Source organism: Paracraurococcus ruber (assembly GCF_004353985.1).
Classification (GTDB): Bacteria; Pseudomonadota; Alphaproteobacteria; order Acetobacterales; family Acetobacteraceae; genus Paracraurococcus; species Paracraurococcus ruber.
This window is the reverse complement of the sequence record NZ_SMOA01000051.1, coordinates 1-13,452: the sequence shown is the minus strand read 5'-3', so window position 1 is coordinate 13,452 and position 13,452 is coordinate 1. Positions and strand designations below refer to the sequence as shown.

Annotated in this window: 13 protein-coding genes; 5 read left to right on the top strand and 8 right to left on the bottom strand. The window is 74.4% G+C overall.

Annotated features, from left to right (window positions below; all coding sequences use genetic code 11):
* Positions 1–43: 43 nt before the first annotated feature.
* Positions 44–1,717, bottom strand: coding sequence for a Na/Pi cotransporter family protein (locus E2C05_RS12050; protein ID WP_133219883.1), 1,674 nt, complete (start codon positions 1,715–1,717; stop codon positions 44–46).
* Positions 1,718–1,948: 231 nt separating this feature from the next.
* The gene (locus tag E2C05_RS12045) at positions 1,949–2,914 is read right to left on the bottom strand and encodes a tripartite tricarboxylate transporter substrate-binding protein (protein ID WP_133219882.1); all 966 of its coding nucleotides are present in this window, start codon (positions 2,912–2,914) and stop codon (positions 1,949–1,951) included.
* Positions 2,915–3,028: 114 nt separating this feature from the next.
* On the opposite strand from E2C05_RS12045, the gene E2C05_RS12040 reads away from it, so the two are divergent.
* A complete protein-coding gene (locus E2C05_RS12040) occupies positions 3,029–3,226 on the top strand; it encodes a hypothetical protein (protein ID WP_133219881.1) in 198 nt (65 codons plus the stop codon).
* A 58-nt stretch (positions 3,227–3,284) separates the two neighbouring features.
* Here E2C05_RS12040 and E2C05_RS12035 read toward each other — a convergent pair whose 3' ends face one another.
* The 3 genes from E2C05_RS12035 to E2C05_RS12025 all read right to left on the bottom strand — a co-directional run bounded on the left by E2C05_RS12035 (position 3,285) and on the right by E2C05_RS12025 (position 6,871).
* Positions 3,285–4,964, bottom strand: a complete 1,680-nt coding sequence (locus E2C05_RS12035) for a thiamine pyrophosphate-dependent enzyme (RefSeq protein ID WP_133219880.1) — start codon at positions 4,962–4,964, stop codon at positions 3,285–3,287.
* A 148-nt stretch (positions 4,965–5,112) separates the two neighbouring features.
* Positions 5,113–6,072 (bottom strand): Bug family tripartite tricarboxylate transporter substrate binding protein, encoded by a 960-nt coding sequence (locus E2C05_RS12030; RefSeq protein WP_158292074.1) that lies wholly within the window; start codon positions 6,070–6,072, stop codon positions 5,113–5,115.
* A gap of 4 nt (positions 6,073–6,076) precedes the next feature.
* Positions 6,077–6,871, bottom strand: a complete 795-nt coding sequence (locus E2C05_RS12025; protein ID WP_133219878.1) for a class II aldolase/adducin family protein — start codon at positions 6,869–6,871, stop codon at positions 6,077–6,079.
* 211 nt (positions 6,872–7,082) lie between these two features.
* On the opposite strand from E2C05_RS12025, the gene E2C05_RS12020 reads away from it, so the two are divergent.
* Both E2C05_RS12020 and E2C05_RS12015 read left to right on the top strand, forming a co-directional pair.
* Entirely contained in the window at positions 7,083–8,099 is a 1,017-nt protein-coding gene (locus E2C05_RS12020) for a TauD/TfdA family dioxygenase (RefSeq protein ID WP_133219877.1), read from the top strand.
* Positions 8,096–9,049 (top strand): Bug family tripartite tricarboxylate transporter substrate binding protein, encoded by a 954-nt coding sequence (locus tag E2C05_RS12015; protein WP_133219876.1) that lies wholly within the window; start codon positions 8,096–8,098, stop codon positions 9,047–9,049. The genes E2C05_RS12020 and E2C05_RS12015 overlap by 4 nt, the downstream gene beginning before the upstream one ends.
* Positions 9,050–9,114: 65 nt before the next feature.
* Here the strand turns inward: E2C05_RS12015 and E2C05_RS12010 are convergent, their stop codons facing one another.
* Entirely contained in the window at positions 9,115–10,251 is a 1,137-nt protein-coding gene (locus E2C05_RS12010; RefSeq protein ID WP_133219875.1) for a CaiB/BaiF CoA transferase family protein, read from the bottom strand.
* 81 nt (positions 10,252–10,332) lie between these two features.
* On the opposite strand from E2C05_RS12010, the gene E2C05_RS12005 reads away from it, so the two are divergent.
* Positions 10,333–10,809 carry a GFA family protein gene (locus E2C05_RS12005; RefSeq protein ID WP_133219874.1) on the top strand — a complete coding sequence of 159 codons (477 nt, stop codon included), beginning with the start codon at positions 10,333–10,335 and terminating at the stop codon, positions 10,807–10,809.
* Between the two features lie 59 nt (positions 10,810–10,868).
* Entirely contained in the window at positions 10,869–11,243 is a 375-nt protein-coding gene (locus E2C05_RS12000) for a hypothetical protein (protein WP_133219873.1), read from the top strand.
* A gap of 177 nt (positions 11,244–11,420) precedes the next feature.
* Here E2C05_RS12000 and E2C05_RS11995 read toward each other — a convergent pair whose 3' ends face one another.
* Both E2C05_RS11995 and E2C05_RS11990 read right to left on the bottom strand, forming a co-directional pair.
* Complete coding sequence (locus E2C05_RS11995) at positions 11,421–12,014, bottom strand: cupin domain-containing protein (RefSeq protein ID WP_158292073.1); 594 nt, start codon at positions 12,012–12,014, stop codon at positions 11,421–11,423.
* Positions 12,015–12,069: 55 nt separating this feature from the next.
* Positions 12,070–13,452, bottom strand: a 1,383-nt coding sequence (locus tag E2C05_RS11990; protein WP_275670497.1) for a flagellin, incomplete at its 5' end; no start/stop codon positions are given.

Sequence of the window (13,452 nt, the reverse complement as noted above, 5' to 3'; positions counted from 1 at the left end):
CCGGGGCGGCGCGCGCCCGCCCGCGGCCGATGCGCCCCGGCCGTCAGGGACCCAGCGCCGCCTCGCGTGGGCCACGCCGCGACGCACCGGGGGCGACCTCCGCCAGGCGGCTGGGCAGCAGCTCGCCGCGCCTCTCCAGCAGCGGATGCGCCACCGCCGCCAGATGGCCGCCGACCCGGCGCAGGTCGCGCACCGCGTCCAGCAGCAGCCCGGCCGCGCCGCCTTCGCCGAGCCGCCGCATCGCCGCCCGTTCGGCCCCGCGCAGCCCTTCCTTGCCGCGCACCAGGGCGCGCGCCGCCTCCACATCCTCCAGCATGAAGACGGCGATCGCCAGGCGAAGCTGCTCCCGCAGGGTGGCGTGCAGGGCCAGCATCTCCGCCAGCGCCGGGCCTTCCAGCGCCAGGCCGCGGCGCTGCCGCTTCACCGCATGCTTCAGCAGGTCGCGGCCGATGACATCCGCCGCATGCTCCAGCGCGACGGCGAAGGCCTGCACCTCCCGCAGGCGGCGGCTGTCCTCCTCGCCCAGCGACTCCCGCGGGATGGCGGCGAGGTAGGCATGCACGGCGCGGTGCAACCGGTCCACCGCATCGTCCTGCCGCGCGGCGGCGCGGGCGGCGTCGCGGTCCGGCGCGCGGAAGGCCTCGGCCGAGGCCTGCAGCATCGCCTCGACCCGGTCGGCCATCCGCAGCACCTCCCGCGCCGCATTGGCCAGCGCGACGGAGGGCGTGCCGAGCGCCGCCTCGTCCAGGTAGCGCGGCGCCGCGGGGTCGGCGCCGGTGCGGTCGGGCAGCAGGCGGCGCAGCAGCCTGGCCTGCGGCGGCACCAGCGGCAGCGCCAGCAGGGCCATCGCCAGGTTGAAGCCCAGATGCGCATTCGCCACCAGCCGGGCCGGCACCGGGTCCAGCGCCTGCAGCAGCGCCACCGCCTGCGGCAGCAGGGCCAGGCCGAGCGCGGTGCCGACCGCCCGGTTCAGCAGGTTGCCGGCCGGCACGCGCAGCCGGGCCGGGTCTTCCCGGTCGCCGCCCGCTTCCAGCAGCGGGTTCAGCGCGCTGCCCAGGTTGGCGCCCAGCACCATGGCGAAGGCGGCGGCCGGCGCCACGACGCCGCTGCCGGCGAGCGAGGCGACGAAGAGCACGCCGGCGACGCTGGAATGCGCCGCCCAGGCCACCATCGTGGCCAGCAGCAGGTTGGGCAGCGGCTGGTCGGCCAGCGCCGCCAGCAGCAGGCGGAGCGTGGGGGAGGACTCGACCGGCGCCATGCTCTCCACCATCAGGTGCAGGGCGAGCAGCATGAGGCCGAGGCCGATCGCCACGCGGCCGAGGTCCCGCACCATGGCGCGCCTGCCGCGGCGGAAGGCCAGCACGCCGGCCAGCACCAGCGCCGGGACGACCGCTGCGGCGTCGAAGGAGAGAAGCTGCACGATCAGCGCCGTGCCCAGGTTGGCGCCCAGCATCGCCGCCAGCGCTGGCGCCAGCGCCACCGCCCCGCCGGCGGCGAAGGACCCGACCATCAGCGCGGTCGCCGTGCTGCTCTGCAGCAGCGCCGTGACGCCGAGGCCTGCCAGGAAGGCGCGTCCGGTGCCGCCGAGGGCGATGCCGAGCGCCTGCCGCAGGCGGCTGCCGAAGGCGCGCTGCACGCCGCTCTGCACCATGTGCAGGCCGCAGAGCAGCAGGGCGGCCTCCCCGGCCAGGTCCAGCAGCAGCCTCGCCTCATGCATTCCGATCGGATCCCTTCCGCGCGCGCGATCGGGCAGCATAGGCCGGCGATGCCGGGGCGGAGGACACGGAACGCGGCGCGGGGCCGGAGGCGGGGCCGATGGCGGTTGCTCGGGCCCGATCCACGGCGCCTCGATCGCCGGGCGGCCTGCGTCGCAGACCCCGGCGAGGCGGCATGGGACGCGGCGCCCCGTCGCATGCCCGATCCGCTGGGAGGAGGCGTGCGGTTGCCATCAGTCGGGGCGGATCCCGCCCTCCCGCACCACCTTCGCCCATTTCGCCGCTTCTTGGGCGATCTGCGCCTGGAACTCCTCCGGCCCGGTCTCCAGCGGGTCGAGGCCCGCGGCCAGGATGCGCGCCTGCACCTCCGGTCGCCGCAGGGCCGCCAGCAGGTCGGCATGCAGGCGCGCCGCCAGCGCCGGCGCCAGGCCGGCCGGCGCCAGCAGCCCGTACCAGGACCCGGCCTCGGCGCCCGCATACCCCGCCTCGGCCAGGGTCGGCAGGTCCGGCAATTCGCGCCAGCGCCGCGCATCCGCCACCGCCAGGCCGCGCAGCGCGCCGGCGCGAAGCTGGGGCACCGCCACGGTGGAGTTCAGGAAGCCGCCCTGCACCTGGCCGCCGAGCAGCGCCGCCTGCGCCGGCGCCGCGCCGCTGAAGGGCACATGCGTCAGCGCGATGCCGGCCACCTGGGCGAAGAGCGCCATCGCCAGGTGGCTGGCATTGCCGATGCCGGCCGAGCCCATGGTCAGCCCGCCCGGCCGCGCCCGCGCCGCGGCGACGAAGCCCGCCATGTCCGTGATGCCGGTCGCCGGATGCACCACCAGCACCATCGGGTGGAAGGCGCAGTTCAGCAGCGGCGTGAAGTCGCGCACGGGGTCGAAGGGCAGGCGCGGCATCAGCGGCGGGTTCATCACATGCGCCGTCGCCGCCAGCAGCAGCGTCGTGCCATCCGGCGCGGCGCGCGCCACGACCTCGGTGCCGATGCTGCTGCCGGCGCCAGGCCGGTTCTCCACCACCACCGGCTGGCGCCAGGCCTCCGGCAGCGCGGCGGCCAGGGCGCGCGCCAGGATGTCGGTCGGACCGCCCGGCGGATAGGGGACGACGATCCGCACCGGGCGATCGGGCGACCAGGACGCCGCCCGCGCGGCGGATGGCAGGACCAGCAGCGCGGCCAGCGCCGCGCGTCGCGTCGGGGTCATGCGGCAGGCTCCCTCGGGAAGGCATCATGCGCCATGGCGCAGACTGTGTCCCCGGCGCGGCCGCAGCCTCGGCCATTCCGCCGCGGGGACGGCGCCCGGCATTTGCGGCCACCGATGGACATGACCGGGAGGCTCGTCCCGCCGGACGAGGCCGAACCCGACCAGGTCGGCGGCGGCGCCAGCCTGGCCGTCGCCACCGCGCTGGTCACCGCGGCGCATGACGGCCCGCCCTGCGGCACGCGGTTCCCCGGCTGGATCCCGATCCCCGGACCGGGTCCCGGACCGGCGCTGGCGCCGGGCATGGCGTGGTAGCGCAGGGCGGCCGGCCGGACGGGCCCCGAAGCCCGCTTGGCGGCAAGGCCGGCGCCCTTCAGCCATGCAGCCGCGGCGCGCCGCGGCGACGCCAGGCGCTCATCTGCTCGGCGCTGGTATGGACATGCACCACCACCGGCCGGTCTTTCACCGCGAAGGCGCGGGCGATTGCGCCCTCCACCTCCGCCTCGGTCGAGATGGTGATCCCCTCCGCCCCGAAGACGCGCGCCCAGGCGGCGAAATCGGGGTTGGTCAGGCGCACCGCATTCTCGTAGGGGCGGTTGGGGTAGCGCACCTCATGGTGCATGCCGATGGTGCCGTAGCGCTTGTTGTCGGACAGGATGATGACCGGCGCGGCGCCGTACTGCATGGCGGTGGCGATCTCGTTGCCCGTCATCAGCGCGCCGCCATCGCCGACGAAGGCGACGGCCTGCTTCCCCGGCCGGCGGATGGCGGCGGCGACCGCCATCGGCACGCCCGCCCCCATGGCGCCGACCACCGAGGAGAGGAAATTCTGCCCGGGCCGGAAGCCGATATAGCGGTGGATGAACGAGGAGAAGTTGCCGGCATCCGAGGTGACGACTGCATCCGCCGCGAGATGCTTGCCCACCTCGACGCAGATGGCGGCGAAATTCACGCCATCCGGCATGCTGTCCCAGGTCGGTTCCATCAGCCCGCGATGGATGCGGTGCAACCCGGCGACCCAGCCGGCGCGCTTCTGCGCATCGGGCGGCGCGCCGCGGCGCAGCAGGGCGCGGATGACGGCGGCCGGTTCGGCCGCCATGCCGAGATCGGGGCGGAAGACGCGGCCGATCTCGTTCGCATCCGGCCAGACCTGCACCAGCGGCAGCTGCGGATCGGGGGCGGTGGGGAAGCTGTAGGACTGGCTGACGGAATCGGTGATGCGCTCGCCCAGCGCCAGCAGCAGGTCGGCGCGCTTCATCTCCTCGACCAGCTGCTTCGGCACGCGGATGCCCATGTAGCCGCCGTAATTGGGATGGTCGCTGTCGAAGAGCTGCGGCCGCCGATGCGTCGGCGACACCGGCAGGACCCATTGCTCGGCCAGCTGCCGCAGCTCGTCCAGCGTCTCCGCACCGGCATTGGCCAGCGCGCCGCCGACCCAGACCAGCGGGCGCTCCGCCTTCGCCAGCATGTCGGCCAGCTGGTCCAGGTCCTCGGCCCGCGCGCCGCCGAAGACGCGCGGCCGCGGCTTCGCCACGGGCCCCTCCGCGAGTTCGTCGAAGATGTCCTCCGGCAGGATGACGGCGACGGGGCCGGGCGTGCCGCTCTCGGCCAGGTGGAAGGCGCGGGCGATGCTCTCGCTGGCCTGCACCACCTCGTTCACCTCGATGACGTCCTTCGCCACGTCGGCGAGGAGCTTGGAGTAATTCTGTTCCTGGAGCGCCAGGCGGCCGAAATCCTTGCGCTCCACCTGGCCGCAGAGGACGACCAGCGGGGTCGCATCGTGATGCGCGGTGTGCAGCGCGACCATGGCGTTGGACAGGCCCGGCCCGCGCGAGACCAGCAGCACGCCGGCGCGGCCGCCCTGCATGCGGCCATCCGCCACCGCCATGAAGCCGGCGCCGCCTTCGTGCCGGCAGACGATCAGGCGCACCTGCGGGGTTTCGGTCAGCGCATCGGTCAGGCCGAGGAAGCTTTCCCCCGGCACCATCCAGATGGTGTCGACGCCATGCGCGATGAGGCTTTCGGCCAGCACGCGGCCCACGGTCTTGCTCATTGATCCGTTCCCTCCCAAATCCTGCGCCCGCGCTCCAGGCCCGCGCGCCCTGCGGCGCACCGGTCGTCGCAAGGCATCGCGCCTCGCGCCGGCGATCCGAACCTCCGCGCCCGGCGCCGCTGCAGTGATGCTGCGGCCAGCGCGGGCGTCATTCCCCGCGGATGCCGGCCTCCGCCACCACCCGCTGCCATTGCGGCACCTCGGTCTCCAGCCGTGCCGCCAGCGCCTCCGGCCCGGTCAGCAGCGGCGCGGTGCCGGCGGCGGCGAAGCGCGCCTTCACCTCCGGCAGGTCGCGCAGCGCCGCGAGGGCCTGCGACAGCCGCGCGATGATCGCCGGCGGCGTCGCGCGCGGCGCGGCGATGGCATACCAGTTCAGCGCCACATAGCCCGGCACGACCTCGCCGATCGCCGGGGTCTCCGGCAGGCTCGGCACCCGGCGTTCCGTCGCCACGCCCAGCAGCCGGGCGCGGCCGGCCTGCACATGCGGCAGCGTCTCCACCGTCGAGGCGAAGACCATGTCGATCTCGCCGGCCAGCAGCGCGATCATCGCCGGCGCGGCGCCGCGATAGGAGATGTGCTCCAGCGTGATCCCGGCGGCCGAGGCGAAGAGCGCGCCCGCGAGATGGTTGGAGGAGCCGGCGCCGCCGCTGCCGTAGGTGAGCTCGCCGGGCCAGTCCCGGGCGGCCGCCGCCACCGCCCGCACGCTGCGCCAGGGGCCGTCGGCGCGCACCACCATGGCGGTCGGCACGTCCGCCACCAGGCTGACCGGCGCCAGCAGGCGGCGCGGATCCAGCTCCTGCGCCGGATAGAGCGCGGGGACGGACGCCAGCGAGGCGCTGGTCAGCAGGAAGACCGTGCCATCCGGCAAGGCCTGGATGACGGCGCGGATGCCGATGCTGCCGCCGGCGCCCGGGCGGTTGTCGATCAGGAAGGGCTGGCCCAGGCGGTCGCGCAGCTGCTCCGCCAGCAACCGCCCGACATTGTCGATCGGACCGCCGGCGCCGAAGGGGATGACGATGCGGACGGGACGGCCTGGCCAGGCGTCCTCCGCCCATGCGCGCGCCGGCAGCAGCAGCGCGGGGGTGGCGAGCAGCCTGCGGCGCCGCACCGCCTCACTCCCGCCAGGATGGGTCCGCGGCATCCAGCTTGCGCAGCAGGCCGGGCCATTCCAGCAGGCCGTAGCGGCGGCTGTTCGGCGGGTCGTACATCGCACAGGATTTCCGCACGACCTCGTCCGACGGGATCTCCAATTCGGTGTTGCAGGCCATGGCCTGCAGCTGCGCCTGGCAGGCGCGCTCCAGCCCCCACATCGCGATGAAGGCCTCCGGCACGCTCTCCCCCAGGGTCAGCAGGCCATGGTTGCGGAGGATGCAGGCATTCCGCGCGCCGATGCTGCGGGCCAGCGCCTCGCGCTCCGACGGGTCGCGCTCCGGCCCGCGGAAGTCGTGGTAGGCGATGCGGCCATAGAAGCGCGTGGCCGTCTGGGTGATCGGCAGCAGCCCGCATTTGAGGGCGGAGACGGCCATGCCCGCGACGGTGTGGGTGTGCATCGCCGCCATCGCATCCGGGCGGGCGCGGTAGATGCTGCTGTGGATGGTGAAGCCCGCCGGGTGCAGGCCATAGGGCAGGTCGGGCTTGTAGAGGATCTCGCCCTCGACGCTCACCTTCAGCAGCGACGAGGCGGTGATCTCGCCGAACAGCATCCCGTTCGGGTTGATGAGGAAATGCGATCCCTCTCCCTCGGGGCTGTCCGGCACCCGCGCGGTGATGTGGGTGTAGATCATGTCCGACATGCCGTACTGCTCGCAGAGGCGGTAGCAGGCGGCGAGGTCGAGGCGGGCCTGCCACTCGGCCTCCGTCACCGAGGCACGGATGGGCGCGATCCGCAGCGCGGCATGGGCGGTCATCACGGAACCCTTCTGGACGTCTCGGACCGAAGCGCCCGCCGGCGCGGAGGGGCCTCGCTCCTCGGTGGTCTTTGCAGGATCGGCTGCGCGTCCGGGCAAGCCGCCGCGATCCGCCCTGGCCCGCCATTGAACCAGCCTTCCCCCCTTGCGGTAAGGGGGGGTGTTGCGCCGGCCCGGGAAAGGGCGGAGCCTGGAGCGGAGAGGAAACGCCATGCCCACATTTGCCCCCGTCACCGGCGCCAGCGCCTGGCGCGGCGCCGAGATCGCGCAGGATACCGGCTGGATCGCCACCCTGACCGCGGCGGAGGTGGCGGAGCTGGAAGGGGCGCTGCGCGGCGTGCAGGCACGCGGCATCCCGACCACCGCCATCACCCGCGCCGATGTCCCGCTGCCGCTGCTGGCGCCACGGCTCGCCGCCTGGCTGGCCGAGGCGCGGGATGGCCGCGGCTTCTTCGTGCTGCGCGGCCTGCCGGCCGCCCGGTTCAGCGAGGTGGAGCGGGAAGCGATCTTCTGGGCGATCGGCACGCATCTCGGCAGCGCGGTCTCGCAGAACTCGCATGGCGAGATGCTGGGCCATGTCTTCGACCAGGGCCGCACCTACGGGTCCGCCAATACCCGCGGCTACCAGACCAAGGCGCGGCTGGATTTCCACACCGACCGCTGCGACCTGGTCGGCCTGCTCTGCCAGCGGCGGGCGAAGGAGGGGGGGCTGTCCTCCGTCGTCAGCACCATGGCGGTGCACAACGAGATCCTCCGGGTGCGGCCGGACCTGCTGCCGATCCTGTACAGGGGCTTCCACTATTCGGAGCGCGAGGCGGCGGACAACCCTGCGGGTGTGACGCCGAGGCCGATCCCCGTCTTCAGCCGGCAGGATGGCGTGCTGTCCTGCCGCTTCATCCGCAACCCGATCGAGACCGGCGCCCAGCGCCGCGGCATCTCGCTGACCGAGGCGGAGCGCGAGGCGCTGGAGCTGATGAGCACGCTGAGCGCGCGGGAGGACATGCGGCTCGACATGATGCTCGAGCCCGGGGACATGCAGTTCTGCAACAACTACGTCACCACGCATGCCAGGACCGAGTTCGAGGACTGGCCGGAGCCTGAGAAGCGCCGGCTGATGGTGCGCCTGTGGCTGACCGTGCAGCCGCGCCGGCCGCTCGCGCCCGATTTCGGCGAGCATGACGGCATCCCGGCCAGGCTGGCGCCGGAGGCGGCGCCGCTGCCGGCGTGACCGGCCGCCGCAGGCTGCTGGCCGCCGCGGCGCTGGCGCCCTGGCCGGCGCGGGCGCAGGGCGTCCCGGCGCGGCCGCTGCGCATCATCGTGCCCTTCGCGCCGGGCGGGTCGGGCGACATCACGGCGCGGCTGATCGCCAGCCATGTCGAGGCCGCGACCGGGCAGGCCGTGGTGGTGGACAACCGGCCGGGCGCCAATGGCGTCATCGGCACCATGGCGGTGAAGCAGGCGGCGCCGGACGGGCACACGCTGCTGCTGGCCACCACCAGCACGCATTCCGCCAATCCCAGCACGGTGCGCGACCTGCCCTACGACCCGGAGCGGGACTTCGTCACGGTCGGCTTCTTCGGCTCCAACGGCGCCTATCTGCTGGTGCGCGCGGATGCGCCCTGGCGGGATGTGGCGGGGCTGGTCGCGGCGGCGCGGGCGAAGCCGGGCGGGCTGTTCTTCGGGCATTTCAACGCCTCCTCCCGGGTGCCGGGGGAGTTGCTCGGCGTGATGTCCGGCGCGCCCTTCCAGGGCGTGCCCTACCGCGCCATCGGCAGCGCCTTCGCCGATCTGTTTGCCGGGCGGCTGGACCTGATCTTCGTCGATACCACCGCGGGCGATGCGTATGTGAAGCAAGGGCAGGCGCGGGCGCTGGCGATCACCCGACAGGGGCGCTGGGACCGCTGGCCGGAACTGCCGGCGCTGAGCGAGACCTGGCCGGAATTCGTGCTGACCGGCTTCCTCGGCATCGCGGCGCCGGCCGGCACGCCGCCCGCGGCGCTGCAGCGGCTGAATGCCCTGGTGAATGCCGCCATCCTGGCCGAGCCGGCGCGGTCCCGCCTGCTGGAGTTCGGCTTCCTGCCGGAGGCGCTGGACCTGGAGCGCATCGCCGCGCTGGTGCGGATCGAGCGCGAGAAATGGTCCCGCTTCGTCCGGATGGCGGGGATCGAACCGGAATAGGACTCAGGCCGGTCCAGGCCACGCCTGTGGCCTGGGTTTCCAAAGGCGGCGGCGCCCCCTTTGGCCTAGGCCTGCCGCGGGAGAGGCGCCCCGAGTTCCGCGTTGGCGTTACCCAGCGCAGGCGCCCCGCTTTTCACCGGCGGCCTCTCGCCGTCGAAGGACACCGGCAGGGCGATCCCTTCCAGGGCATAGCCCGGCATGGGCTGCATGATGCCGAGCGCCCGGGTCTGCGGGTGCGCGGCGACGGCGGCCAGGTCATGGATGGGGGAACACGGGATGCCGGCGGCCTCCAGCGCCGCCGACCACTCCTCGCTCGTCCGCTCGCGCATCGCGCCTTCCAGCAGCGGCAGCAGGATCTCGCGGTGGGCGATGCGGTCGGCATTGGTGCGGAAGCGCGGGTCCGCGCCCCATTCGGGGTGGCCCAGCACGCCGGCGAATTTGGCAAACAGCCGGTCATTGGCGGCGGCGACGACGATCTCGCCATCCGCCGTGTCGAAGGCCTGGAAGACGATCAGCTTCGGGTTGCCCGTGCGGTGGCGCGGCGGCTGCCGTCCGCTCTCGTTGAAGCCCGCCACATGCTGCGCCATCCAGCCAAGGCCGGTCTCGAACAGCGAGGTGTCCACCGTGCAGCCTTCCCCCGTATGGTGGCGGCGCTGCAGGGCGGCGAGGCAGCCCAGCGCCGCCCAGACGCCGGTGCCGAGGTCGAGCACCTGCATGCCGACGCGGGCCGGCGGCGCCTCCGCCAGGCCGTTCACGCTGAACATGCCGGCGAAGGCCTGCACGATCGGCTCGTAGCCCGGCTTCAGGGCCATGGGGCCCTTGGCGCCGAAGGCGTGCAGCGAACAGTGGATCAGCCGCGGGTTCAGCGCCCGCAGCGCCTCGGCACCCAGGCCGAAGGCGTCCAGCGACCCGGGCCGCATGTTCTGGACGAAGATGTCCTGGGTGGTGATGAACGAACGCAGCCAGGCCTGCGCCGCCTTGTCCTTCAGGTCCAGCACGACGCTGCGCTTGTTGCGGTTCACCGCGTGGAAGCTGCAGGCGATGCCGGCATGGAAGGGCGGGCCCCAGCCGCGCGCGTCGTCGCCCTCGGGCCGCTCGATCTTCACCACCTCGGCGCCCAGCATGCCGAGGATCTCGCTGGCATAGGGACCGGCGAGGTTCTGGCCGATCTCGAGCACCTTGATGCCTTGCAGCGGCAGCATGACGGGTGTTCCTTCCGGGACGTTCCGCGGCAGGCTCGCCCCCGGCGATGATGGGGTCAAGCAGCGGGGGAGGGGGATCGGATGCGGCTGCCGCAGGCGGGTGGCTGCCAGTGCGGCGGCCTGCGCTACGCCATCACCGTGGCGCCGGGGCTGGCCTATGCCTGCCATTGCCGGGACTGCCAGCGGCTCAGCGGCAGCGCCTTCGGCCTGGCCGTGCTGGTGCCGGCCGAGGCCTTCCGGCTGCTGCGGGGCGAGACGCGGCCGCTGCAGCGCCGGACCGACAGCGGCCGCACCTCCACCCGCTGGGTCTGCGCGGCCTGCGGGTGCTGGATCTGCGGCGGGGCGCGGCCGGGCACGGCGGCGGCCGGCACGCTGGTGGCGGTGCGGGCAGGGACGCTGGACGAGACGGGCTGGGTGCGGCCGCAGGTGCATTTCTTCGCGCGCAGCGCGCAGCCCTGGGTGCCGCTGGCCGGGGACACGCTGCGCTATGCGACGCAGCCGGAGGATTTCTCCTGGCCGCGGGTGCTGGCGGACCTCGCGGCGATGCGCCCGGCTTAACCGAGGCTTCACCCTGCCGCGCGCAGCCTCCCCGACCCCCGGAGCGGGAGGCATCGAGCATGGCCGAGACCGACAGCCTGGCCGAGGAAGCGCGCGAGACCCGGCTGCGCATCGCGCGGCACCTGGCCGAGCTGCATCGGCTGCACCTGGCGCTGGCGCAGGACAGCCGCAGCCTGAAGCGCTTCACCCTGGCCGGGCGGCCGGGGCTCGAGATCGACATCGCCGCCGAGCTGGTCGAGCAGTATCTCGGCGCGAGCGACGCCTTCCTCGAGAACATGCGCGGGCGGTTCGAGGCGCGGCTCGGCCTGCTGCGCCGGGGTGAGCCGCGGCACGGCCCGGACCCGGAGGATGCACCGGGGCATGGCGCCTTCTGGCTGGCCTTCTCGCGACTCTGCGCCGTGCTGCGCCGGGCGGGGGCGAGGCTGGAGGGCTGAGGCGGGTCGCCGCGGGCCCTGAGGGTAAGTCACCGGGTCGGCACCGATGGCCGGCGGCGCCGCGCAAGCCAGTGTCGGGCGAAGCCCGAAGGCGCGGGCCGTCGTCGCGGGCCGCTGGCGGCCATCGCCGGTCGGCCGCCGGCCGGCCGGGAGCCGCGCGGCCGCCCTCCGTGCCGCTCAGCCATAGCCGCGGCCAAGCGATTGCTCGGTGGCTTCGCGTCCCTCCGGTCGGGCGCCCTCATCCGTGCCGGGCTGGCCCTCGCTGGCGATGGCGGCGCCGGTCTCGCCGGCATCGCCGCGCGGGGCGCGCGCCTGCAGGTCCTGCGCATCCTGCGTCCGGGTGTCCCGCGCCTGGACATCCTGCCCCTGGCCGGCCTGCGCCTGGGTGCCGCCCGCCGCGTCGCCCTCGGCGGGGTGGAAGTCGAATTTGCCGTCGCGGGACTGCCAGGACTGCACCGTCAGCACCTTCGCGCCGCCCTCGCTGCCATGCGGGCCATGCACCACCCCTGCGGCATGCGTCAGGAAGCTGCCGGGGCCAAGCCGCTCGCCGCGCTCGATCAGGTCGCCTTCCAGCACGTAATGCATCTCCTGCCCCGCCGCATGGAAATGCGCGGGGATGACGCCGCCGGCCGGGATGTGGACGATGCTGGTGACGACGCCGCGGTCCGTCGCCTCGTTCAGGATCTGGATGCGGAATTCGCCGCGCGCGCCAGGGATCTCGAAGGGCGTCGCCGCCACGCTCTCCGCCGCCAGCCTCATCGGATCTGCCATGCCTGCCTCCGCCCTGTCCCCCGGCCAACGCCCGGTGCGCGGCCGGGGTTGCGGTTCAGGCGAAGAGGCGGAGGAGAAGCTGCGGCGCCCGGTTGGCGATGCCGAGCGACTGCGTGGCAAGCTGCTGCCGGACCTGCGCCGCCAGATAGGCGGCGCGGACCTTCGGGATGTCGGCATCCGCCAGATACCCGGCGCCGGCCAGCAGCGCATCGGCACCGCGGCGGAGCATGGCTTGCCGCGCCTCGATCCGGTTCATCGCGGCGCCCAGCGTCGCGGCCATGGTGCCCAGCTTGCGCGACGCCGCCTCCACCACCGCCAGCGCCGCCTCGGGCCCGGTCCAGCCGCTGGCCTCGGGCGTGCCGATCTGGCGGTTCTCCACGCCCACCACCGTCCCGGCCGCCAGGGCCGCAGTCAGGGGCCTGTCGATGGTGACGGTGCCGGCCTGGGCGTTCACCCCGGTGATCTGGGTGTTGCGGGCGAAGGCGGCGCCGGAGATCTCGCTGCCGACCGGGCTGCCGGCCAAATCCGCCGGCAGGAAGGTGAGCGGCAGGGTGGTGGCGCCGGCCGCGGCGGCACCGCTGGCCTGGGCGCTGCCCAGGTAGTCGTAGCCGGCGGTCCAGGGATCGAGGCCGGAGAGGTCCACCCCGCCAGCCTGGGTGAGGTTGTTGCCGGCGATGCGGAGCCGGCCGCCCTCCGCGTCCAGCCGCGTCGTGAAGCCGCTGGCGGCCAGGGCGGCGGCCAGCGCCCGCAGCGCGTCGGCGGCCGTCGCATCGGCGGGCAGCCCGACCGCGACGATGGTCACCACCTCGGTCGGGTTGCCGTCGGCCTCGGCCGTGACCTCGTCCTGCGGCGCGCCGCCGGCGCCGGGGCGAAGATCGAACCGCCATTCCCGGCCGGGATTGCCGGCGACCCCACTGCCGGCATTGTCGGACCGGAGGGTGATGCGGCGCGTGGTGCCGGCGAAATAGCCGGCGGGCGGCGTCCCGAAATCGAGCGTGACGCCCTGGCCGGCGGCATCGAAGGCGTCCAGCCCCAGCCCAGCGGCGCTGGCGTTCAGCGCCGCGATCCCGGCGCCGCCGACGATCAGCGTGCCGCCATCCCGGCCCTGCAGCACCACGGCCTGGGTCTGCTGGCCCGGCCTGCTCTGCCCGGCGAGCAGGTTGACGCCGTCGAAGCCGGCATCGCGCGCCAGCGCATCCAGGCGGGCCACCAGCAGCGCCGCCCGCTGCAGCGCGAATTCCGGCCGGGCGGCGGCGGGCTGCGCCTGGATGACCGCGGCGCGCAGCTCGGCCAGGGTGCCCGCCATGCCGTCGAGCGCCGCGAGGCCGAGCCGCGCGGCTTCCCGCGCCCGGGTCAGGCCGTCCGCCACCGCCAGGTCGGCCGCGCTGTCCATGCGAAGGCGGTCCGCCACCGCCGCCGCCGCCGGGTCGCCGCGCCG

Bases quoted from the DNA above. Each gene is read 5' to 3' on its own strand.
- E2C05_RS12025 (WP_133219878.1), bottom strand. From the start codon at position 6,871: ATGACCGCCCATGCCGCGCTGCGGATCGCGCCCATCCGTGCCTCGGTG.
- E2C05_RS12010 (WP_133219875.1), bottom strand. From the start codon at position 10,251: ATGCTGCCGCTGCAAGGCATCAAGGTGCTCGAGATCGGCCAGAACCTC.
- E2C05_RS12005 (WP_133219874.1), top strand. From the start codon at position 10,333: ATGCGGCTGCCGCAGGCGGGTGGCTGCCAGTGCGGCGGCCTGCGCTAC.
- E2C05_RS11995 (WP_158292073.1), bottom strand. From the start codon at position 12,014: ATGGCAGATCCGATGAGGCTGGCGGCGGAGAGCGTGGCGGCGACGCCC.
- E2C05_RS12045 (WP_133219882.1), bottom strand. From the start codon at position 2,914: ATGACCCCGACGCGACGCGCGGCGCTGGCCGCGCTGCTGGTCCTGCCA.
- E2C05_RS12040 (WP_133219881.1), top strand. From the start codon at position 3,029: ATGGACATGACCGGGAGGCTCGTCCCGCCGGACGAGGCCGAACCCGAC.
- E2C05_RS12000 (WP_133219873.1), top strand. From the start codon at position 10,869: ATGGCCGAGACCGACAGCCTGGCCGAGGAAGCGCGCGAGACCCGGCTG.
- E2C05_RS12035 (WP_133219880.1), bottom strand. From the start codon at position 4,964: ATGAGCAAGACCGTGGGCCGCGTGCTGGCCGAAAGCCTCATCGCGCAT.
- E2C05_RS12020 (WP_133219877.1), top strand. From the start codon at position 7,083: ATGCCCACATTTGCCCCCGTCACCGGCGCCAGCGCCTGGCGCGGCGCC.
- E2C05_RS12050 (WP_133219883.1), bottom strand. From the start codon at position 1,717: ATGCATGAGGCGAGGCTGCTGCTGGACCTGGCCGGGGAGGCCGCCCTG.